At 70.8% G+C, this 19,055-nt stretch carries 19 protein-coding genes; 8 read left to right on the top strand and 11 right to left on the bottom strand.

Annotated features, from left to right (window positions below):
- Nucleotides 1–72: 72 nt before the first annotated feature.
- Nucleotides 73–1,467 carry a glycine--tRNA ligase gene (locus ABD194_RS15390; RefSeq protein ID WP_343992913.1) on the bottom strand — a complete coding sequence of 465 codons (1,395 nt, stop codon included), beginning with the start codon at nucleotides 1,465–1,467 and terminating at the stop codon, nucleotides 73–75.
- A 78-nt stretch (nucleotides 1,468–1,545) separates the two neighbouring features.
- Here ABD194_RS15390 and ABD194_RS15385 point away from each other — a divergent pair, with 78 nt between their 5' ends.
- The 6 genes from ABD194_RS15385 (at nucleotide 1,546) to ABD194_RS15360 (ending at nucleotide 6,292) form a co-directional block, all read left to right on the top strand.
- Complete coding sequence (locus ABD194_RS15385) at nucleotides 1,546–1,836, top strand: DUF6703 family protein (RefSeq protein WP_343992911.1); 291 nt, start codon at nucleotides 1,546–1,548, stop codon at nucleotides 1,834–1,836.
- A gap of 61 nt (nucleotides 1,837–1,897) precedes the next feature.
- Nucleotides 1,898–2,881, top strand: coding sequence for a metal ABC transporter substrate-binding protein (locus ABD194_RS15380; RefSeq protein WP_343992909.1), 984 nt, complete (start codon nucleotides 1,898–1,900; stop codon nucleotides 2,879–2,881).
- Nucleotides 2,878–3,738 (top strand): metal ABC transporter ATP-binding protein, encoded by an 861-nt coding sequence (locus ABD194_RS15375; RefSeq protein ID WP_343992907.1) that lies wholly within the window; start codon nucleotides 2,878–2,880, stop codon nucleotides 3,736–3,738. Before ABD194_RS15380 ends, ABD194_RS15375 begins: the two co-directional genes overlap by 4 nt.
- Entirely contained in the window at nucleotides 3,735–4,826 is a 1,092-nt protein-coding gene (locus tag ABD194_RS15370; RefSeq protein WP_343992905.1) for a metal ABC transporter permease, read from the top strand. The genes ABD194_RS15375 and ABD194_RS15370 overlap by 4 nt, the downstream gene beginning before the upstream one ends.
- On the top strand, nucleotides 4,823–5,242 hold the full coding sequence (locus tag ABD194_RS15365; RefSeq protein ID WP_343992903.1) for a Fur family transcriptional regulator: 420 nt from the start codon (nucleotides 4,823–4,825) through the stop codon (nucleotides 5,240–5,242). Before ABD194_RS15370 ends, ABD194_RS15365 begins: the two co-directional genes overlap by 4 nt.
- 123 nt (nucleotides 5,243–5,365) lie before the next feature.
- Nucleotides 5,366–6,292, top strand: coding sequence for an SMP-30/gluconolactonase/LRE family protein (locus ABD194_RS15360; RefSeq protein WP_343992900.1), 927 nt, complete (start codon nucleotides 5,366–5,368; stop codon nucleotides 6,290–6,292).
- A 31-nt stretch (nucleotides 6,293–6,323) separates the two neighbouring features.
- On the opposite strand, the gene ABD194_RS15355 is transcribed toward ABD194_RS15360, so the two are convergent.
- The gene (locus ABD194_RS15355) at nucleotides 6,324–7,100 is read right to left on the bottom strand and encodes an isoprenyl transferase (protein WP_343994173.1); all 777 of its coding nucleotides are present in this window, start codon (nucleotides 7,098–7,100) and stop codon (nucleotides 6,324–6,326) included.
- A gap of 63 nt (nucleotides 7,101–7,163) precedes the next feature.
- The gene (gene recO / locus ABD194_RS15350) at nucleotides 7,164–7,892 is read right to left on the bottom strand and encodes a DNA repair protein RecO (RefSeq protein ID WP_343992898.1); all 729 of its coding nucleotides are present in this window, start codon (nucleotides 7,890–7,892) and stop codon (nucleotides 7,164–7,166) included.
- 122 nt (nucleotides 7,893–8,014) lie between these two features.
- On the opposite strand from recO, the gene ABD194_RS15345 reads away from it, so the two are divergent.
- A complete protein-coding gene (locus ABD194_RS15345) occupies nucleotides 8,015–8,665 on the top strand; it encodes an alpha-ketoglutarate-dependent dioxygenase AlkB (RefSeq protein ID WP_343992896.1) in 651 nt (216 codons plus the stop codon).
- A 12-nt stretch (nucleotides 8,666–8,677) separates the two neighbouring features.
- Entirely contained in the window at nucleotides 8,678–9,493 is an 816-nt protein-coding gene (locus tag ABD194_RS15340) for a maleylpyruvate isomerase family mycothiol-dependent enzyme (protein WP_343992894.1), read from the top strand.
- Here ABD194_RS15340 and ABD194_RS15335 read toward each other — a convergent pair.
- The 8 genes from ABD194_RS15335 to ABD194_RS15300 form a co-directional block, all read right to left on the bottom strand.
- Entirely contained in the window at nucleotides 9,474–11,015 is a 1,542-nt protein-coding gene (locus tag ABD194_RS15335; protein WP_343992891.1) for a glycosyltransferase family protein, read from the bottom strand. The two genes, ABD194_RS15340 and ABD194_RS15335, sit on opposite strands and share 20 nt — an antisense overlap.
- Nucleotides 11,016–11,031: 16 nt before the next feature.
- Nucleotides 11,032–12,801 (bottom strand): 2-isopropylmalate synthase, encoded by a 1,770-nt coding sequence (gene leuA / locus ABD194_RS15330; protein WP_343992888.1) that lies wholly within the window; start codon nucleotides 12,799–12,801, stop codon nucleotides 11,032–11,034.
- A gap of 298 nt (nucleotides 12,802–13,099) precedes the next feature.
- Nucleotides 13,100–14,074 carry a GTPase Era gene (era, locus tag ABD194_RS15325; protein ID WP_343992886.1) on the bottom strand — a complete coding sequence of 325 codons (975 nt, stop codon included), beginning with the start codon at nucleotides 14,072–14,074 and terminating at the stop codon, nucleotides 13,100–13,102.
- Nucleotides 14,055–15,380, bottom strand: coding sequence for a hemolysin family protein (locus tag ABD194_RS15320; protein ID WP_343992884.1), 1,326 nt, complete (start codon nucleotides 15,378–15,380; stop codon nucleotides 14,055–14,057). The genes era and ABD194_RS15320 overlap by 20 nt, the downstream gene beginning before the upstream one ends.
- 28 nt (nucleotides 15,381–15,408) lie before the next feature.
- Nucleotides 15,409–15,876: an rRNA maturation RNase YbeY gene (ybeY, locus tag ABD194_RS15315; RefSeq protein WP_343992882.1), complete on the bottom strand. Its 468-nt coding sequence runs from the start codon at nucleotides 15,874–15,876 to the stop codon at nucleotides 15,409–15,411.
- Nucleotides 15,873–17,105, bottom strand: coding sequence for a PhoH family protein (locus ABD194_RS15310; protein WP_343992880.1), 1,233 nt, complete (start codon nucleotides 17,103–17,105; stop codon nucleotides 15,873–15,875). The genes ybeY and ABD194_RS15310 overlap by 4 nt, the downstream gene beginning before the upstream one ends.
- 13 nt (nucleotides 17,106–17,118) lie before the next feature.
- Nucleotides 17,119–18,651 carry a S10 family peptidase gene (locus ABD194_RS15305; RefSeq protein WP_343992878.1) on the bottom strand — a complete coding sequence of 511 codons (1,533 nt, stop codon included), beginning with the start codon at nucleotides 18,649–18,651 and terminating at the stop codon, nucleotides 17,119–17,121.
- Entirely contained in the window at nucleotides 18,648–19,007 is a 360-nt protein-coding gene (locus ABD194_RS15300) for a histidine triad nucleotide-binding protein (protein WP_343992876.1), read from the bottom strand. The genes ABD194_RS15305 and ABD194_RS15300 overlap by 4 nt, the downstream gene beginning before the upstream one ends.
- Nucleotides 19,008–19,055: the final 48 nt, after the last annotated feature.

Genomic DNA, 19,055 nt, shown 5'->3' with positions numbered 1-19,055 from the left:
CCACCCCTGACGAACGTATGCCGCCCGCCCGGGTGGCGGACGGCATCCGTCAGCGGGTGCGCGAGGGAGGTGTCAGCAGCCGACGAGGCGCTGCGCGAGGTAGCCCTCGACCTGGTCGAGGGCGATGCGCTCCTGGGCCATCGTGTCGCGCTCGCGGATGGTCACCGCATGGTCCTCGAGCGTGTCGAAGTCGACCGTGATGCAGTACGGCGTGCCGATCTCGTCGTGGCGGCGGTAGCGCTTGCCGATGGCGCCGGCGTCGTCGAAGTCGACGTTCCAGTGGCGGCGCAGCTGCGCGGCGAGGTCGCGCGCCTTGGGCGAGAGGTCGGTGTTGCGCGACAGCGGCAGCACCGCGGCCTTGACCGGCGCCAGGCGCGGGTCGAGGCGCAGCACGACGCGCTTGTCGACACCGCCCTTGGTGTTGGGCGCCTCGTCCTCGGAGTACGCGTCGACCAGGAAGGTCATGAGCGAGCGAGACAGACCGGCAGCCGGCTCGATGACGTAGGGCGTGTACTTCTCACCGGTCTGCTGGTCGAAGTAGACCAGCTCGGTGCCCGAGTGCTGGCTGTGCGTCGACAGGTCGAAGTCGGTGCGGTTGGCGATGCCCTCGAGCTCGCCCCACTCCGAGCCTGCGAAGTTGAAGCGGTACTCGATGTCGACCGTCCGCGAGGAGTAGTGCGAGAGCTTCTCCTTCGCGTGCTCGTAGTGGCGCAGGTTGTCGGGGTTGATGCCGAGGTCGGTGTACCAGCGGGTGCGCTCGTCGATCCAGTACTGGTGCCACTCCTCGTCCTCACCCGGCTTGACGAAGAACTCCATCTCCATCTGCTCGAACTCGCGCGTGCGGAAGATGAAGTTGCCGGGCGTGATCTCGTTGCGGAAGCTCTTGCCGGTCTGGGCGATGCCGAACGGCGGCTTCTTCCGCGAGGCCTGCATGACGTTGTTGAAGTTGACGAAGATGCCCTGCGCCGTCTCGGGGCGCAGGTAGTGCAGGCCGGACTCGTCCTCGATGACGCCGAGGTAGGTCTTGAGCATCATGTTGAACTCGCGCGGCTCGGTCCACTGGCCCTTGGTGCCACAGTCGGGACACACGATGTCGGTCATCGGGATCGAGTCGGGGTCCTCGATGCCCTTCTTCTCCGCGAGCGCCTCCTGCAGGTGGTCCTGGCGACGGCGCTTGTGGCAGTTCAGGCACTCGACCAGCGGGTCGGTGAAGGTGCCGACGTGGCCCGATGCGACCCACGTCTCGCGGGGCAGGATGATCGAGGAGTCGAGGCCGACGACGTCGTCGCGGCTCGTGACCATGGCCTTCCACCACTGGCGACGGATGTTCTCCTTGAGCTCGACGCCGAGCGGGCCGTAGTCCCACGCGGACCGCGTGCCTCCGTAGATGTCGCCGCTGGGAAAGACGAAGCCCCTGCGCTTGCAGAGGCTGACGACGGTGTCCACGGTGGATGTCTGCTTGGCCATGCCGCACAGGTTATCGGGCGCAGGCCAGTGCTTTGCCACGCGTCCCGGGTATGCCGCCGCGTCCCCTAGGCTCCTTCCGTGGCCCTGAGCTTCCGTTCCCGTCTCGAGCACGCCTCCGCCCCCTGGGTCGAGCGGCTCAACACCGTCCCGCGCCCCGTCGGGCTGGTCCTCCTCGTGGCCCTGATCGTCGCGGGCGTGGTCGCACCGCGGCCGTGGGGCGGCATCGCGTTCCTGGTCGTGGCCGCCTTCGTCGGCTGGCTGCTCTTCCTGACGTGGCAGCGCCTGACCCTGCCAGAGCGCCTGATGCGGGTGGCCGTGCTCGTGCTCGCCGTCGCGGTGGCCGTGGTGCGGGTCGCTCCGGCAGGGTGAGCCCGACCGCTCCACGAGAACGGTTTTGACAATCATTCTCACTTGGGGGAGGATGGCGCCCATGCCGCCCTCCCCTGCTCGCCAGCTCCGCTCCGGACTGGCAGTGCTGCTCGCCGCGACGGCGCTCGTCATGGCGACCGCCGCCTGCGGGACCCAGCCGGGTGGCGGATCCGGCTCCGGCTCCCCCTCGGACCCTGAGCAGGCCGTCGTCACCTCGTTCTACCCCCTGCAGTTCGCGGTGGAGCAGATCACCGGGGGCGCCGTCCCCGTCACCGTGCTGACCAAGCCGGGCACCGAGCCGCACGACCTCGAGCTGGCACCCCAGGACGTCGCACGCATGAGCAAGGCCAGGCTGGTCGTCTATGCCGACGGCTTCCAGCCGGCCGTCGACGAGGCCATCGCCGAGGTCCAGCCCACCTCGGTGCTCGACGTCGCCGACGCCGCCGACCTGTCGCTGACCCTGGCCGAGGAGTCCGGGCACGATGGCGGCTCGACCCAGGAGCACGACGCCCACGACCACGCCGGCAGCGACCCGCACTTCTGGCTCGACCCGCAGCGCTACGCAGCGGTGGCGAAGGTCATCGGGGCGCGACTGGGCAAGGACGACCCGGCGCGCGCGGCGGCATACGGCAGGAACACGTCCGCGTTCGTCGCGAAGCTGACGGCGCTGGACGGGCAGCTGCGCTCGGGGCTCACCTCGTGCCGCGCGAGGGTGCTCGTCACGAGCCACGCCGCGTTCGGCTACCTCGCCCAGCGCTACGGCCTGCAGCAGCACGGCATCACCGGCATCTCCCCCGACGCCGAGCCGAGCGGCGCCGGGCTCAAGCAGATCTCCGACCTCGTCCGGAGCCAGGGCGTGACGACCATCTACCAGGAGACGCTCGTGGAGCCCCACTTCGCCCAGACCGTCGCCGGCTCGACCGGCGCCTCGGTCGCGACGCTGGACCCGCTCGAGGGGATCACCAGTGCCTCAGCAGGCGGCGACTACTTCGAGGTCATGCGCAGCAACCTGCACGCGCTGCAGAAGGGGCTGGGGTGCTCGTGACCTCCACCACGGCACGGACCGACGGGACGACCTCGCCCTCGGACGAGGTGGTCATCGAGCTGAAGCACGCGGCCTTCGGCTACGGCGAGCGCGCCGTCCTGGCCGACGCGTCACTGACCGTCCGCCACGGCGAGATCGTGGCGGTCGTCGGGCCGAACGGCTCCGGCAAGTCGACGTTGATGAAGGGCGTTCTCGGGCTCAACGAGCGCATCTCGGGCAGCGTGACGCTCTTCGGCGTGCCGAGCCACGAGCTGCGCGAACGCGCCCGCCTCGGCTACGTCCCCCAGCGCCACACGCTCTCGGCGTCGGTGCGGGCCACGGCGGAGGAGATCGTCGCGACGGGCAGGCTCCCGCGCATCGGCTGGCTCGGACGCCTCCGGGCCACCGACCGCCAGCTCGTCGCGCGGTCGCTGGACGTCGTCGGCCTCGCCGACCGGGCCGCGACCGAGGTCAGCACGCTCTCGGGCGGCCAGCAGCGCCGCGTCCTGATCGCGCGGGCGCTCGCCGGGCAGCCCGACGTCCTCATCATGGACGAGCCCACCGCCGGCGTCGACGCGGCGAACCAGCACGTGCTGGCCGACGTCCTCGAACGCCTCGTGCGCCGCGGCGTCACCATGCTCATCGTGACCCACGAGCTGGGCGCGCTCGAACGACTGCTGACCAGGATCGTCGTCGTCGACACGGGCCGGATCACCTTCGACGGCACCCCGCAGGAGTATGCCGTCGCCCGCGAGCGCGTGCACCACGACCATGACAGCCACCACCACGACCTCGAGCTCGAGGCGCACCAGGCACTGGCGCACGGACCCCTCGACGCCAGCCACACCGACACCCGGCAGCAGGGAGCCCGACCGTGATCGAGATGCTCACCGTCGACTTCATGCAGCGGGCCCTGATCGCGGCCCTGCTCGTCGGCACCGTCGCGCCCATGGTCGGCATCTTCCTCGTCCAGCGGCGGCTGTCGCTGATCGGAGACGGCATGGGCCACGTCGCCCTCGCCGGCGTCGCCGTGGGCCTCGTCACCGGTACCGCCCCCGTGCTCACGGCGCTCGTCGCGGCGGTGCTCGCGGCCGTCGTCATCGAGCTGCTGCGCACGAAGGGGCGCACCAACGGCGACGTCGCCCTCGCGGTGATCTTCTACGGCGGCATCGCGGCAGGGGTGGTCATCATCAGCAAGTCGGCCGAGGGCACCCCGGGAAACCTCATGAAGTACCTGTTCGGCTCGATCCTGACGACCCAGCGCGGCGACCTCTACGTCTTCGCGGGGCTCGCTCTCGTCGTCGCCGTGACCACGTGGGCCCTGCGCCCGCGTCTTTTCGCGGTCGCCAACGACGAGGAGTACGCCCGGGCCGTCGGGCTCCCGGTCCTGCCCCTCAACATCGTGCTGGCCGTGCTCACGGCGACGACGGTCGTCGTTGCCATGCGCGTCGTCGGGCTGCTGCTCATCAGCGCGCTCATGATCGTGCCCAACGCCGCCAGCCAGCTCGTGGCCAGGTCGTTCAGCGGTGGGCTGCGGTGGGCGATCGCCCTGGGCCTGGTCTCCTCCGTCGGGGGCGTCGCTCTCTCCTACCCGCTCAACACCCCCTCGGGGGGCACCATCGTCCTGCTCGCCGTCGCCCTCTTCGTCGTGACGGCCGTGGTCACGGGCGTCCTGTCCAGAGCGGGGAACCGGCAGCACGAGGTGGCCGAGACACACAGCCACGAGCACGGCAGCGAGTGCGGCCACCCGGCGGTGACCCACGGCGACCACGTGGACTACCTCCACGACGGGCACCTGCACGCGGCCCACGAGGGCCACTACGACGAGCACGGGGACCTGCACCAGCACAGCACGCACCGTGGCGACGAGGCAGCGGCAGCCGGAGGCGGTGACCCGGTCGGCACCGCGTCCCGGGCCCGGACAGGAACGGCCGGAACGACACGAACGACGGGAAGGACGCGATGAACGGGAGCAACAGCACCAAGGGAGTTCCCGTCTCGCGCAAGCCGACCCGGCAGCAGGCTGCGGTGGCAGAGCTGCTCGAGCGGTCCGACGACTTCACCTCGGCCCAGACGGTGCACGCCCGACTGCGCGAGTCCGGTGCGGGCGTGGGCCTCGCCACGGTCTACCGGACCCTCCAGTCGATGGTCGAGGCCGGCACCGTGGACGTGCTGCGCACCGACGAGGGCGAGGCCGTCTACCGCGCCTGCTCGACGCACCACCACCACCACCTCGTGTGCCGCAGCTGCGGCCGCACCGTCGAGGTCGAGGGCCCGGCCGTCGAGCGATGGGCCGACAAGGTGGCCACCGAGCACGGCTTCACGGCAGTCACGCACACCCTCGAGATCTTCGGGACCTGCGCCGACTGCGCCACGTCCTGACGCAACGGGTCCGGTAGGTGCCGCTCTGTGATCTTGCGGCTCGGGCGACGCAAGGTCGACCCTGTTCGGAAGGCCGCGGACGTGGTGAAGGGCCGCGAGCGGCACGACCGAAGGGGTGGCCACATGTCAGGGATCGCCAGGCGCGCACGTCTCGCAGCTCTCCTCGCCGGAGCACTCACCGTCGTCCTCGGCCTGTCCCCCGCGCAGGCGGACCACCGGCCGGACCAGATCGTCCTGCCGGGTGCCCACTCCGCCGAGGGCATAACGGCCGGGACCGGCACCACGTTCTACGCCGGCGAGCTGTTCACCGGCAACATCTACCGGGGTGACGTGCGGACCCGGACAGCCTCCACGTTCATCACCGCACCCAAGGGCCGGATGGCCCTGGGGCTGCGGCTCGACCGGCCCCACCACCTCCTCTTCGCCGCCGGAGGCTTCACGGGGCAGGCCTACGTCTACGACTCGGTGACGGGGGCGCCCGTCAAGGCGTACCAGCTCACCACCGGGACCTCGGTCATCAACGACGTCGCTGTGACGAGCAAGGGCGCCTGGTTCACCGACTCGTCGCAAGCGAAGCTGTACTTCATCCCGATCAGCCGGGGCGGGACCCTCGGCGCGGTGCGAACGCTCCAGCTGCACGGACCCGCAGCCGTCCTCAAGTCCGGCTTCAACAACAACGGCATCCAGGCGAGCGCTGACGGGCACACGCTCGTCGTCGCCCACACCAACTCGGCGGTGCTCAACACCGTCGACCCGGTCAGCGGCGCCAGCGCGACGATCACCGGCGTCAGCGTGCCGAACGTCGACGGCATCCTGCTCCAGGGACGCACCGTCTACGCCGTGCAGAACTTCTCCAACAAGGTGACGGAGTGGCGGCTCTCGGAAGGCCTGTCGTCCGGTCGTCTCCTCGAGACGATCACGAGCCCGAAGTTCGAGGTGCCCACCACCGTCGCGCGCTTCGGTGACCACCTGGCCGTCGTCAACGCCAAGTTCGACACCGGGTTCCCGCCCAAGGCGAGCCAGTACGAGGTGACCATCGTCGACCGCTGACCCGACACCGACCCCGGCGTCAAGCCTTGGGTCAAGCCTTGGTGGGCGTGTCGACGGCGCCACCGTAACGGCGGTCGCGGGCCACGTACTCCTCGATCGCCGACCACAGGTCGCGCCGGTCGTAGTCGGGCCAAAGCCTGTTCTGGAACACCATCTCCGCGTAGGCCGACTGCCACAGCAGGAAGTTGCTCGTGCGCTGCTCACCGGAGCTGCGGACGAAGAGGTCGACGTCCGGCATCGTCGGCTCGTCGAGGTAGCGCATGATCGTCTTCTCGTCGACCGAGCCGGGGCGCAGGCGCCCGTCCTTGACGTCGTGGGCGATCCGCTGGACGGCATCGGCGATCTCGGCGCGGCCGCCGTAGTTGACGCAGAAGTAGAGCGTGAGCCCGGTGTTGTGCTGGGTCAGCTCCTGGGCGACCTCGAGCTCCTTGATGACCGAACGCCACAGGCGGGGCGCACGCCCGACCCAGCGCATGCGAACTCCCCACTCGTGCAGCTGGTCCCGGCGCCGGCGGATGACGTCACGGTTGAAGCCCATGAGGAAACGCACCTCCTCGGGCGAGCGCCGCCAGTTCTCCGTGGAGAAGGCGTATGCCGACAGGTGCGTGACGCCCACCTCGATCGCGCCGGCGACGACGTCGAGCAGTGACGCCTCCCCCGCCTCGTGCCCCTTCGTCCGGGGCAGGCCGCGCGCGTTGGCCCAGCGGCCGTTGCCGTCCATGACGATGGCGACGTGCCTGGGCAGCACGTCGGCCGGGATGACGGGCGCGGTCGCACCGGTCGGGTGCGGGAAGGGCTTGGCGTACACGGCTCTCCGGTCGGTCGGGGTCGGCTTCACTTGGGGCACAGCTCGTTTGTAGCCCGCCGGCGCTCAGGCACGCTCGACGAGGCGCAGCGACCGAAGCCCGCGCTCGATGTGCCACTGGAGGAACGCCGACACGAGCCCGTTGCCCTGGCGACGGTGCCGGTCTTCGCTCGCGTCGGCGACGTCCCAGTCGCCGGTCAGCAGGGACGCGAGCAGCGTGAAGGTCTCGGGGGCGGGGGCGCTCGAGCCGGGCGGACGGCATACGGAGCACACCGCGCCGCCGGCCTGCACGTTGAACGCCCGGTGGGGACCCGGCGCGCCGCACTTCGCGCAGTCGACGAAGCTCGGTGCCCAGCCCGCCACGGCGAGCGAGCGCAGCAGGTACGCGTCGAGGACGAGTCCCGGGTCGTGGGCGCGCTCGGCCAGCGAGCGCAGCGCCCCGGCGAGCAGGAGGTACTGCTGGGTCTGCGGCTCGTGCTCCTCGGTGAGCTGCAAGGCCGTCTCCAGCATCGAGGTCGCACACGTGTAGGCCGTGTAGTCGCGGGCGATCGCGTCGCCGTAGGGGGCGAGCGTCTCGACCTGCGTCACGGTGTCGAGGTTGCGCCCCTCGTAGCACTGGACGTCGACGACCATGCCCGGCTCGAGGCGCGAGCCGAACCGGGACTTCGTGCGCCGCACGCCCTTGGCCACGGCACGGACCCGACCGCGGGTCCGCGTGAGCATCGTGATGATGCGGTCGGCCTCGCCCAGCTTGTGGGTGCGCAGGACGATCGCCTCGTCACGGTAGAGGGGCATGGGTCCATTCTCCACCGCGCGCCGGGGCCGGTGGGACCGCACGCGCCGTGGCGCCGCTGCGCCGTCGCGACGATCCGCACCGGAGTCGAACACCCGTTCGAGACATGGGTTATCGTGGAGGCATGGACCTCTCTCTCCAGGGTTCGCTGCTCGATCTCACCGACGCCATGACCCTGCGCGACGTCGGCACGGGGCTGACCCGCCACAGGCTGACGCGCGGTGCGTGGGTCGACGTGCGACCCGGCTGGCTCGCCGCGGGCGACGAGCTGTTCAGCACGCTGCTGCACGAGGTGCCCTGGCACGCCGAGCGCCGCCAGATGTACGACTCCGTCGTCGACGTCCCCCGGCTCACCAGGTTCTACGCCGCGGAGGAGCGCCTGCCCCACCCCATCCTCGTCGAGGCGCGCGAGGCGCTGAGCCGTCACTACGCGGCCGAGCTGGGCGAGCCGTTCGTCACGGCCGGGCTCTGCCTCTACCGCGACGGCCGTGACAGCGTGGCGTGGCACGGCGATCGCATCGGGCGTTCGCGCGACACCGACACCATGGTCGCCATCCTGTCGCTCGGGTCCGCGCGCACCCTCACCCTGCGACCGCGCGACGGCGGCCCCATCCCCGGCACGACGCAGAAGACCTTGCGCTACCCCCTCGGACATGGTGACCTCGTCGTGATGGGCGGGTCCTGCCAGCGGACGTGGGACCACGCGGTTCCCAAGACCTCCGAGCCGATGGGCCCGCGCATCTCGGTCCAGTTCCGTGTCGCCGGCGTTCGCTGAAGGAGACCCCGTATGCCGTCCCGCCCCTCCGGTGGTTCCCTGCCCTTCCTCGACCACCTGGCGGCCGACTCGGTGCGCTTCCGCGAGGTGCTGACCACCGCGCCAGGCGACGTGCGCGCGCCGACGTGGCCCGACTGGGACGCCGACGACCTGCTGTGGCACCTCGGGGAGGTGCAGTGGTTCTGGGGCGAGATCGCCGAGCGCCGGCTCACCGACCCGGCGGCCCTGGACGCCCTGAACGCCTCGCGGGAGGCGCGGCCGGGTGACCGTGCGGGACTGCTCGGCTTCTTCGACCGCGCCAGCGAACGGCTGCAGCGGATGCTGGACGGCCTGGCTCCCGAGACCCCGCTGTGGATGTGGGCCGACGACAAGACGGCCGGCTACATCCGGCGCCGCCAGGCCCACGAGGCGCTGGTCCACCGCCTCGATGCCGAGCTCACCGTTGGTGACCGCACGCCCATTGACTGCCGGCTCGCGGCCGACGGCGTCGACGAGGTGCTCCGCATCATGCGCGGCTACGAGCCGGAGCCCGGGCTGACGCACACGAGCAGCGCGCCGCCGGTCACGATCGCGACCGTCGATGCGATGCACTCGTGGACGGTGACGCCGGTGCGGGTGACCGGCACCTTCGACGGCCGGCCGGTCGACGTGCAACGCCTCCTGGTCAGCGACGGACCCGACGCGGCGGCAGCCGCCGAGATCTGCGGCTCCGCCGCCGACCTCGACTGCTGGCTGTGGAACCGACCCGCCGAGGGCGCGATCACCCGGGAGGGCGACGCGGCCGCTCTCGCCGCGGTGGACGCGGTCCTCACCGACTCGATCGACTGACCCGACCTCGGCGGCCCCCCAGCCGTGGCAGGGACCCGTGCGCCACCGCTGCGAGCGCCACGACGAGCGGGACGAACGCGAAGAGGTAGCGTGACCGGCCCTGGAGCACCACGGTGAACGCCGCGATGCCGAGGACCGACACGGCGAGCAGGACGGTCTCGCGACGGTACGGGGCGCGCAGCAGCCCCGCACCCGCCACGAGCAGCACGGCCAGCCACAGCGCCTGGGTCAGGTCGGCGCGCAGCGGATAGGCCGACCCGTGGAACCCGTTGACCTCGTGCACCAGTCCCGTCAGCCCGGTCGCCGGCGCGAGCGCGCCGGGCAGGGAGTCCGGCCCCTCTCCCCAGGCCCAGAACATGCCGTCGCCCCAGTTCCACGCGGCCTTGTCGCCGTAGAACGCGAGCGTTCCCCCGAGGCCGCGCTCGGCCCAACGGTCGGCGAGGAAGCCGGCGGCATACGCCTTCGTCTCGTCCTGGCTGCGCCCGGCCACGGCGTCGACCATCTCGCGCGAGTAGGCGCCGTAGTTGACGATCCCACCGGGCGCGCGCTGCTCGTCGGCGCCGAGGGCGACCCACCAGAGCAGCGGCGGCGAGGTCGACGCGTCGATGCGGGAGGCGTCGACCCCGCTGGCGACGGTTGCGGCGCTGGACAGGCCCAGCCCCAGCGCGACGAAGGCCAGCGAGGAGACGGCGCACGCGGCGACGACACCGGCGCGCCGTCCCGCAGCGAGGTCGTGGTCGAAGATCGCGAGGACCGCCGTCAGCACCGCGGCGATGGCGATGACGACCGGCGTCGTCTTGATGGCGTAGGCGACGGACACCGCGACCACGGCCAGCAGCCACAGCAGCACTCGGCGGGAGCGCCGGCCCGGCGCCAGCGCCTTGACGGCCAGGGCCACTCCCCCGACCACGAAGGGCATCGCGTAGAAGTCGGTGTAGGGGACAGCGAGCCACGGGCTCGTGCCGACCAGGACCAGTGTCACGAGCTGCGCGACGAGGGAGGGCCCACGGCCGGCGGCCCGGGCGACGAGGAGGTGGACGGCATACAACGTCACCGCGACGCAGATGCCGTTGACCGGGACGAGGACGGCGTCGGGCGCGAGCGAGAAGGTGCCTGACACGGCCGCACCCAGGCGGTCGATGGCCAGCAGGGGCAGGTTGTTCGGGTACATCGAGAGATAGTCGTAGTCGGCCGCGCCGAGCGCACGGCCGGCCTGCACGGCCCGCGCCATGTCCATGACGACGCGGGCGTCCCACCCGTAGTGGTAGCGCGTCATCAACCCGACGAACGTCGCCACGACGCCGCCGGCGAGCGACACGACGACGGGCGTCCAGCGGGTCTTGGCCCACGCCGGGAGCCGGACGAGGAGGGCCGACAGGACGAGGCCCAGGGTGACCGGCAGGACGACCTGCCAGCGGTGCGTGACGTTGACCGCTCGTGGCGCGATGAGCCCGACGAGCGCCACCAGCACGAGCGAGGCCCCGGTCAGTCGAAGGAGTGCTCGACCGACCGGGGACTCCATGGGGCGTGAGGCTACCTCAGCCCGCTGCACCCGCGGCCGCGGCCTCCTCGGCGGTGCGGTCGCGGAAGGCACGGTTGCACGCCGACACCACGGCCTTCAGCGAGGCCGTGACGATGGAGGAGTCCACTCCGACGCCCCACAGCACCCGCGGCCCGATGGCGCACTCCACGTAGGCCGCGGCGCGCGCGTCGCCACCTGCCGACAGCGCGTGCTCGGCGTAGTCGAGAACCCGCATGTCCGGGGCCCCGTCGATCGTCATGAAGGCGTCGAGGAACGCCGCGATCGGGCCGTTGCCCCGGCCGGTGATGGTGATCGGCTCGCCGTGGTCGGTGATGGTCGCCTCGATGGTCGAGGCCCCGTCGACCGTCGAGTCGGTGACGACGTTGACCAGCTCGAACCGACCCCACGGATTGGCGGGGTCGGGGAGGTACTCGTCCTGGAACCTGGCCCACAGCTCGGCGGGAGCGACCTCGCCACCGTCCTGGTCGACGCCCCGCTGCACGACGCCGGAGAACTCGATCTGCAGCCGCCGCGGCAGGTCCATCTGGTGCTCGGACTTCATGATGTACGAGACGCCGCCCTTGCCGGACTGGCTGTTGACGCGTACGACCGCCTCGTAGGACCGGCCGAGGTCGTGCGGGTCGACCGGCAGGTAGGGAACGCCCCAGACGAGGTCGTCGACGCTGGTGCCCTTCTCCTTGGCCTCGACCTCCATCGCCTCGAAGCCCTTCTTGATGGCGTCCTGGTGCGAGCCGCTGAAGGCCGTGAAGACGAGGTCGCCGCCGTAGGGGTGGCGCTCACCGACCGGCAGCTGGTTGCAGTACTCCACCGTGCGCCGGATCTCGTCGATGTCGCTGAAGTCGATCTGCGGGTCGACGCCCTGGCTGAAGAGGTTCATGCCGAGCGTGACGAGGTCGACGTTGCCGGTGCGCTCGCCGTTGCCGAAGAGGCAGCCCTCGATGCGGTCGGCGCCGGCGAGGTAGCCGAGCTCGGCGGCGGCCACGCCGGTGCCGCGGTCGTTGTGGGGGTGCAGGCTCACGACGAGCGAGTCGCGGCGGTCGAGGTGGCGGACCATCCACTCGATCGAGTCGGCGTAGACGTTCGGGGTGATCATCTCGACCGTGGCCGGCAGGTTGACGATCATCTTGTGGTCGGGGCTCGGGTCGATCACGTCGATGACGGCGTTGCAGATGCGCACCGCGAAGTCGAGCTCGGTGCCGGTGTAGGACTCCGGCGAGTACTCGTAGTAGATCGTCGTGTCGGGGATCGTCTCCTCGAGCTTCTTGATCAGCCGCGCACCCTGCACCGCGATGTCGACGATGCCGTCCTGGTCGAGGCCGAAGACGACGCGGCGCTGCAGGATCGAGGTGGAGTTGTAGAAGTGGACGATCGCCTCCTTCGCCCCGCGGATCGCGTCGAAGGTCCGCTCGATGAGGTGGTCGCGGCATTGCGTCAGCACCTGGATCGTCACGTCGTCCGGGATGTGACCACCTTCGATGAGCTCGCGGCAGAAGTCGAAGTCGGTCTGGCTCGCCGACGGGAACCCGATCTCGATCTCCTTGTAGCCCAGCTTCACGAGCAGCTGGAACATCCGCAGCTTCCGCTCCGAGTTCATCGGGTCGATGAGCGCCTGGTTGCCGTCGCGCAGGTCGACGGCGCACCAGCGCGGCGCCTTGTCGATGCGCTTGGTCGGCCAGGTGCGGTCGGGCAGGTCGAACGGGATCTGCTCGTGGAACGGGACGTACTTGCGGAACGGCATTCCCGACGTCTGCTGGGGGTGGATCATCGCTGCACTCTCTTCGTCTGCGTCTCGCTCGGTGTCCGGCCGGACACGGGAAACTCCGCGACGAGGAGGGCCGGGATCAGGCCTCGTCGCGGCAGAGAAGGAGGAGGCTCACCGCTCGCACCCCGCCACCGTATGCCGGTGGCTTCGTCCGCGTCCACCGCTCGGGACTGCCGGCCCGGATCGTGAGACGTGCTCGGCCGCTCACGCGCGCTGGCAGACCATGAGCGCGTTGCGGGAACGGACGGCGTTTCGTCGGCCCGTTCCGGCTCGTCGGACCGGTGGCGGGAGGCGACTGCCGTCAGAAGCCGAGGCGCTGCAGCTGCTTGGGATCTCGCTGCCAGTCCTTGGCGACCTTGACGTGCAGGTCGAGGTAGACCTTCTGGCCGAGGAGCGCCTCGATGCCCTTGCGGGCGTTGGTCCCGACCTCGCGCAGCCGCGAGCCGCCGCGACCGATGATGATGGCCTTCTGGCTGGGACGCTCCACGAAGACGTTGACGCGCACGTCGAGCAGCGGCTTGTCCTCCGGGCGCCCCTCCCGCGGCACCATCTCCTCGACGACCACGGCGAGCGAGTGGGGCAGCTCGTCGCGCACGCCCTCCAGCGCCGCCTCGCGGACCAGCTCGGCGATCATGACCATCTCCGGCTCGTCCGTGAGCACGCCGTCCGGGTAGAGCTGGGGCGAGCGGGGCAGGAACGAGGCGAGGACGTCGCGGACCTCCTCGACCTGGCTTCCCGACACCGCGGAGCACGGAATGATGGCGTCCCACTCCCCCAGCCGGTCGATCGCGATCAGGTGCTCGGCGAGCCGCTCACGGTCGACGGCGTCGGCCTTGGTGGCGATGGCGACCACCGGACGACGACGGACCGAGCGCAGCTCCTTCAGCTCGTTCGCGATGAAGGTGTCGCCGGGCCCGATGCGCTGGTCGGCGGGCAGGCAGAAGCCGATGACGTCGACCTCGAGGAGCGTCTCGCGGACGAGGTCGTTGAGCCGCTCGCCGAGCAGTGTGCGCGGCTTGTGCAGGCCGGGGGTGTCCACGAGGATCACCTGCGCCGTGGGCGTGGTCGCGATGCCGCGGATGGTGTGGCGCGTCGTCTGCGGTTTCGAGCTCGTGATGGCGACCTTCTGGCCGACCAAGGCGTTCGTCAGGGTCGACTTGCCCGCGTTGGGCCGGCCCACGAGACAGGCGAAGCCCGCGCGGTAGTCCTCGGAGCGTCCGCCGGGGAGGGCGCCCGGGCCCTCGCTCTGCGTCGGGTCAGCGTCCTGGGTGCCCATGGGCGTCCTCCGTCTTGGTGTGCGCCTCGGTGAGCGCCGCGTCGTCCTCCGGCACCGACACCCGGTGCACGATGACCGACGCGACGCGGTGGCGGCGTCCGGCCATCCGTTCGGCCGTCAGCTCCAGCCCAGCGACCGTACCGGAGGACCCGACGATCGGCACCCGTCCGATGACCTTGGTGAGCAGGCCACCGACGGTGTCGACGTCGTCCTCGTCGATGGTCACGTCGAACAGCTCGCCGAGGTCGTCGATGTCCATCGAGGCCGGCACCCGCAGCGTGCCGTCCTCCAGCTGTTCGACGCCGGGAGCCTCGCGGTCGTGCTCGTCGGCGATCTCGCCGACGATCTCCTCGATGATGTCCTCGATCGTGATGAGACCGGCCGTGCCGCCGTACTCGTCCACGACGATGGCGAAGTGGCTCTGCTCGAGCTGCATCTCGCGCAGGAGGTCGTCGACGGGCTTGCTCTCGGGCACGAAGTGCATGGGTCGCATCACCTCGGTGGCCGGGTGCCGACCGTCCTCGGGGGCTGCGTTGAGCCGGCGGGCCACGTCCTTGAAGTAGAGCAGTCCGCGCACGTCGTCGCTGTCCTCACCGATGACCGGGATGCGGGAGAACCCGGAGCGGAGGAAGAGGGACATGGCGCTGCGCAGGCTCTTGTCGGCGTCGATCGTGACCATGTCGGTGCGCGGCACCATGACCGCCCGGGCGACGGTGTCGCCCAGCTCGAACACGGAGTGGATCATCTCGCGCTCGTCGGCCTCGATGACGTCGGTGTCGCCCGCCATGTCGACCAGGTCGCGCAGCTCGGACTCCGTCTGGAACGGCCCGTCGGTGTAGCCCTTGCCGGGCGTCACGGCGTTTCCGAGGACGACGAGCAGCTTGGCCAGCGGGCCGAGGACGCGGCGCAGACCGACGGCGAACGGTGCGCTCCAGAGCGCCACCGTGTCGTAGTTCTGCCGGCCGAGCGTGCGCGGCGACACGCCGACGACCACGAAGGAGACGACCGCCATGATGGCGATGCTGAGCAGCGCGCGGCTCCACGTCGACTCGAACCGGGCCGCGACGGCGAGCGTGACGAGCACGGCAGCGGTCGCCTCGGCCACGACGCGCAGAAAGGCGATGACGGAGAGGTAGGGCGGTGAGTCACCGACGACGGTGACCAGCGACCTGGCCCCCGAGCGGCCCTCGTCGAAGAGCTCCTGGGCACGCACGCGGGACATGCGGAAGATGGCGGCCTCGGCGGCCGACAGCAGGAACGCCACGACGATGCTGATCAGGGCCGGGAGGGCGAACTGCGGAAGCATCTCGTTCTCTCGAGTCTCTGCCCGGCCGTCAGGCGCTGGGGCGGTTGCGCGAGGCGAGGAAGGTGAGCAGGAGCTGGCGTTGCAGCTCGAACATCTCCCGTTCCTCGTCGGGCTCGGCGTGGTCGTAGCCGAGCAGGTGCAGGATGCCGTGCACCGTCAGCAGGAGCATCTCCTCCATCGGGGCGTGCCCCGCCTCGGCCGCCTGCTTGGTCGCCACGGACGGGCACAGGACGATGTCGCCCAGGGTGCCCTCCTCGGGCTCCTGCCCCTCCCGTCCGGGGCGCAGCTCGTCCATCGGGAAGCTCATGACGTCGGTCGGCCCCGGCAGGTCCATCCACTGCACGTGGAGGACCTCCATCGCGTCCTCGTCGACGAGCTTGATGCACAGGTCCGCCTGCTGGTGCACGCGCATCTGCTCCATGACGTAGCCAGCGCAGGACAGCAGCTCCAGCTCGTCGACGTCGTGGTCGGTCTCGTTGAGCACGTCGATGCTCACGCGGGGTCCTCCTGGGCCAGCGCGTCGTCGGCCGCCGAGGCCGACGACCCTGCCGACGTAGCCGACGCGGTCGACGAACCGCGCGTCCGGATCCGCTTGGCTGACGTCGGCCCACTCCGGTCACCCTCGGCGGCGCGGCGTGCGGCCCGCTTGCGGTCGCGGGCGTCGGTGCGGTCGTAGGCGTCGACGATCGCGCTGACGAGCCGGTGGCGTACGACGTCGTGCGAGGTGAGCTCGGCGAAGTGGATGTCCTCGACGTCACCGAGGATGTCGCGTACCGCGCGGAGCCCCGAGCGGGTGCCGCCCGGCAGGTCGACCTGGGTGACGTCGCCGGTGACGACCATCTTGGAGCCGAAGCCGAGGCGCGTGAGGAACATCTTCATCTGCTCGCTCGAGGTGTTCTGTGCCTCGTCGAGGATGATGAACGCGTCGTTGAGCGAGCGGCCACGCATGTAGGCCAGCGGCGCGACCTCGATCGTGCCGGAGGCCATCAGCTTGGGGATCGTCTCGGGCGAGACCATGTCGTGCAGCGCGTCGTAGAGGGGCCGCAGATAGGGGTCGATCTTGTCGTTGAGCGTGCCCGGCAGGAAGCCGAGCCGCTCGCCCGCCTCGACGGCAGGGCGGGTGAGGATGATCCGGTTGACCTGCTTGGCCTGCAGGGCCGCCACGGCCTTGGCCATGGCGAGGTAGGTCTTGCCCGTGCCGGCCGGCCCGATGCCGAAGACGATGGTGTGCTGGTCGATCGCGTCGACGTAGCGCTTCTGGTTGAGAGTCTTCGGCCGGATGGTGCGGCCGCGGTTGCTGACGATGTTCATCGTCAGCACGTCGGCGGGGCGCTCGACCGTCTGGCTGCGCAGCATCGAGATCGAGCGCTCCACCGCGTCGCGGTTGAGTGGCTGGCCGGTCTCGACGATGACGAGCAGCTCGTCGACGAGGCTGTCGATGATCTCGAGCTCGCCCGCCGGTCCGGTGAACGTCATCTCGTTGCCGCGCACGTGGGTGTCGACGAGCGGGAACTGCCGCTCCATGGTGCGCAGCAGCTCGTCACGCGGGCCGAGCAGGGTCACCATCTCGATCGGCGGCGGGATCTCCCGGGTCAGGACCGGGGCGTCGGCACCCCGGCCAGCAGCTGCGCTGCGGGCGCCTGCGGGGCGTCCGGCCGTGTCGCTGTCGAGGTGGCTGTCGAGGTGGCCGTCGGGCTCGGATGGTCGTGGCTGCGCATCATTCATCGTGGACACGAGTCTACGTGTCGCGGCTCGCGCTCCTCACCACGAAATCCGCCAGATCTGCGCTCTGCCGCAGGCGCGACGGCTCGTGCACGTACATCATGTGCCCCGCCTCGTAGTACGCGCGCTCGACGTTCGCGAACCGGTCCTGCGGCAGCTGCAGGTGCGCGACGACGTCCTCGGCCGCGAAGTGGGGCGTCGCCCCGTCGTAGTAGCCGTAGGCGATGTGCACCTTCAGGTGCGGGTTCTGCCGCATGGCCCGCTCCAGCTTCGGGGAGACGTCGACCGGCCGTCCCTCGAAGTCCTTGAAGGACCAGGGGTGCACGAGCCGCGAGATCTGCTCGTAGTGCAGGTCGCTGCGGTAGCCGAGCTCGTCGCGGACGTAGTGGTTCCAAGCGGCGGCATACGGTCCGGTGAGGGCGTCGTGGGAGGGGTCGGCGTCCATGTTCTCGGCGATCGCGGCAGCGGCGGGCCCGGTGTAGCGCGCGTCGAGCCGGCCCACGGACAGCCGCTGGTCGCGCAGCAGCTCGGTGAAGAAGCGCCAGTGCTCGATGCGCAGGTCTGCGCGGTCGACGTAGTCCTCGCTCAGGCCGGACAGGCGTGCCAGGGTCGACACCGCCTGGGCGCGCTCCGCGGGCGTGAGCCGGTTGCCGCGCGACAGGACCCACGGGTAGTCGCGGGTCGCATAGGCCTCGGCCTCGTCGAGCACGTCGCGGAGGGAGCGGCGGCCGTGCCTGCCGTGGAAGTGAGCCACGGCGGCATACGTCGGCAGGTAGAGGGCGTGGGCGCGGTCGTTGCGCTGGTTCTCGAAGTCGACCGAGCCGAGGTCGAGGACGCTGCTGATGAGGATGAGCCCGTTGAGGTACATCCCGTAGCGGGACTGGAGGTGCTCGGCGAGCGCGGCGCCGCGCAGGGTGCCGTAGGACTCGCCGGCGACGAACTTCGGCGACATCCAGCGGCCGTTGCGCGAGGTCCAGAGGCGGATCAGCTCGGCGACCGACTCCACGTCCTTCTGGTAGCCGTGGTACTCCCCCGGCTTGCCGCCCTCGACGGCGCGGGAGTAGCCGGTCGACATGGGGTCGAGGAAGACGAGGTCGCTGACGGCGAGCAGGGACTGGGGGTTGTCGACGAGGTCGTAGGGCGGCGGCACGAGGGCGCCCACGTCGCCGCTGACGACCCGCCGCGGGCCCAGCAGGCCCAGGTGCAGCCAGACGCTCGAGCTGCCGGGCCCGCCGTTGAAGGCGAACGTCACCGGCCGAGTGCGCGGGTCGGCATCGTCGAGGACGTAGCTCGTCATGGACAGCTCCGCACGCGCCTGGTGCCCGCCGAACGTGCCCTCCTTGTGCTCCTCCTCGCGCAGCACGACGCGGCCGGTGGTCGCGGTGTAGCGCAGGCTGCGGCGGCCGACCTTCAGGGCGTGGTGCGTGGTGACCAGGTCGTCGACGGGCTCGGGCTTGTCCTTCCCCGGCGCAGCCGCCGTCGTGTCGCCGGGCGGGCTGGTGCCCTCGTCGGTCGCGACGGGCGCGGCGGCGCCGGCCTCGTCGCTCACACCATCCTCCCCTCGGTGAAGGTGGTGCCGCCCAGCACGTGCACGTGGGCGTGGAAGACCGTCTGCCCGGCGCCGCGGCCGGTGTTGACGACAAGACGGTGGGCCTCGGCGACCCCCTCCTGCTCGGCGACCCGGGCCGCGAGCCGGAAGACGTCGGTCAGGTCGTCCCCCGAGGCCGCGGCCAGCGCGCCGACGGTCGGCTCGTGGCGGCGGGGCACCACGAGCACGTGCACCGGCGCCGCGGGGCTGATGTCCCGGAAGGCGATGGACCGCTCGGTCTCGGCGACCCGGTCCGAGGGGACCTCGCCCGCGACGATCTTGCAGAAGAGGCAGTCACTGTCGGTCTGCGGCGTCATGACTGCACCCTAGGCACGTGGACGGGCGCGTCAACCTCGACGTGGCCG

The sequence above is a fragment of the Terrabacter terrae genome, from assembly GCF_039529575.1.
Taxonomy (GTDB): domain Bacteria; phylum Actinomycetota; class Actinomycetes; order Actinomycetales; family Dermatophilaceae; genus Terrabacter; species Terrabacter terrae.
This window is presented reverse-complemented; position numbering and strand designations above follow the sequence as displayed.

Excerpts from the sequence above, each read along its gene's own strand:
- ABD194_RS15390 (WP_343992913.1), bottom strand. The coding sequence starts at position 1,467 with ATGGCCAAGCAGACATCCACCGTGGACACCGTCGTCAGCCTCTGCAAG.
- ABD194_RS15380 (WP_343992909.1), top strand. The coding sequence starts at position 1,898 with ATGCCGCCCTCCCCTGCTCGCCAGCTCCGCTCCGGACTGGCAGTGCTG.
- ABD194_RS15365 (WP_343992903.1), top strand. The coding sequence starts at position 4,823 with ATGAACGGGAGCAACAGCACCAAGGGAGTTCCCGTCTCGCGCAAGCCG.
- ABD194_RS15360 (WP_343992900.1), top strand. The coding sequence starts at position 5,366 with ATGTCAGGGATCGCCAGGCGCGCACGTCTCGCAGCTCTCCTCGCCGGA.
- recO (WP_343992898.1), bottom strand. The coding sequence starts at position 7,892 with ATGCCCCTCTACCGTGACGAGGCGATCGTCCTGCGCACCCACAAGCTG.
- ABD194_RS15345 (WP_343992896.1), top strand. The coding sequence starts at position 8,015 with ATGGACCTCTCTCTCCAGGGTTCGCTGCTCGATCTCACCGACGCCATG.
- ABD194_RS15340 (WP_343992894.1), top strand. The coding sequence starts at position 8,678 with ATGCCGTCCCGCCCCTCCGGTGGTTCCCTGCCCTTCCTCGACCACCTG.
- ABD194_RS15335 (WP_343992891.1), bottom strand. The coding sequence starts at position 11,015 with ATGGAGTCCCCGGTCGGTCGAGCACTCCTTCGACTGACCGGGGCCTCG.
- leuA (WP_343992888.1), bottom strand. The coding sequence starts at position 12,801 with ATGATCCACCCCCAGCAGACGTCGGGAATGCCGTTCCGCAAGTACGTC.
- era (WP_343992886.1), bottom strand. The coding sequence starts at position 14,074 with ATGGGCACCCAGGACGCTGACCCGACGCAGAGCGAGGGCCCGGGCGCC.
- ABD194_RS15320 (WP_343992884.1), bottom strand. The coding sequence starts at position 15,380 with ATGCTTCCGCAGTTCGCCCTCCCGGCCCTGATCAGCATCGTCGTGGCG.
- ABD194_RS15310 (WP_343992880.1), bottom strand. The coding sequence starts at position 17,105 with ATGAATGATGCGCAGCCACGACCATCCGAGCCCGACGGCCACCTCGAC.
- ABD194_RS15300 (WP_343992876.1), bottom strand. The coding sequence starts at position 19,007 with ATGACGCCGCAGACCGACAGTGACTGCCTCTTCTGCAAGATCGTCGCG.